We start from the raw sequence: 1,433 nt of genomic DNA, 5'->3' as shown, positions 1-1,433 counted from the left end.
TAGCAGGCTTCTCTGATTGGGGTCGGTGAGGTCAAGCGTTTCCTGTCTTTTTTCCGGACCATGTCGCCCCGCGGGTCACTCGCTTCTCTTCGCGGTCGGCGCGGAGCCGCCGCATGATGGGGTCAGGAGAGCGAGGCGTCTCAATCTGTTGAACGACCTTGGGAGACTTCGCCCAGGATCGTGCCTGCTAACGAGATCGCCTTGCCCATCGTCCCCACGGGAACGATCCAGATCACCCTCGCGGGCGAACCACTGTCTGTGTTCGTTTTTGTTCCTTGCGCTATTTCATGCCGATCCGGCGGCTTCCTTTCCAAAGCGGAATTCGGTTGCGTCGGCCCACATGCGGTGCAGGATGACGGCCAGCTTGCGGGCCACCGCCACCCGCGCCCGCGCCATGCCGCGGCGTCTGGCGATGTTCATGCCCCAGGCGCGCAAGCTCGACCACTTTTTGGAACGCACAAGCAGTGAATGGGCTGCCTCGTAGAGTGCTGTGCGGGCGAGCTCGTCGCCACAGCGGCTGACCTTGCCCTGGATGTCGGTCTCACCGGATTGGTATCGCGCTGGCGTCAGCCCCAGATGCGCTCCCACCGCCCGCGAGGAGCCGAACCGCTCCGGCCGGTCGATCGTGGCGCGGAAGGCGAGCGCCGTAATCGGACCAACGCCTGGCGCGCTCATCAGCCGCCGGCAGACCTCCTCCTTGCGGACGATGTCGAGAACCTTCTTGGTCAGCCGGGCGAACTCCTTGAGCATGGTGCCGAGGATCGTAAGCAGCGGCTCGACCATCGCCATCACCTCGGCACTGGCCAGTTCGCGCACGCGATCAGCAAAGGCGGTGCGCGACGGCGTACCGAGCTTGACGCCGGCCTCTCGCAGCATGGCGCGCACGACATTCTCGATGCTGCGCATCTCGTTCAGCACCGTCCGGCGGGCAACCAGCAGCGCACGCCACAGCCGGCATTGCCGGCTCTTGACATGCACCTGCCGATACCAGCCCGTGCGCATGATCTGCGCAAGCGCGCGGGCGTCGTTGCGATCGGTCTTGTTCGGCATCGTCTTCATGGCCGCATTGGCTTGGCGCGTCTCGATGCAGATCGCAGGCAGACCTTCGGCGCACAATCCATCGTGAAGCCAGGCCGTCAGCGAGCACGCTTCAAGCCCGATGCGCTCCAGCGGCAGATCGAGCTTCCGCAACGCATCGGACAAGGCCTGTGGTTCGCTCGCCGCTCGTGTTTCCTTCACGATCTGACTGCTCTCATCGACGACGCAAATCGCGGTCTCTTCCAAAGATACGTCTAATCCAGCAAAATACTTCACGGCTGCTCCTTCCCGATGTTTGTGGCGCTCCAAGGCGACCACGTTCTAACATCCATACAGGAGCAGCCGCCCGCACTTTGGCTCGGGCGAGACCCCAATCACCCCATCTGTTGAAAAAG

Annotated in this window: 1 protein-coding gene; it reads right to left on the bottom strand. The window is 63.2% G+C overall.

All coding sequences use genetic code 11. From position 1 onward, the window contains the following. Positions 1 to 285 precede the first annotated feature (285 nt). On the bottom strand, positions 286 to 1,314 hold the full coding sequence (locus tag NKJ94_RS37320) for an IS110 family RNA-guided transposase (RefSeq protein WP_352532767.1): 1,029 nt from the start codon (positions 1,312 to 1,314) through the stop codon (positions 286 to 288). Between the last annotated feature and the right edge of the window lie 119 nt (positions 1,315 to 1,433).

The organism is Mesorhizobium sp. M0060, assembly GCF_040323155.1.
Taxonomy (GTDB): domain Bacteria; phylum Pseudomonadota; class Alphaproteobacteria; order Rhizobiales; family Rhizobiaceae; genus Mesorhizobium.
This window is presented reverse-complemented; position numbering and strand designations above follow the sequence as displayed.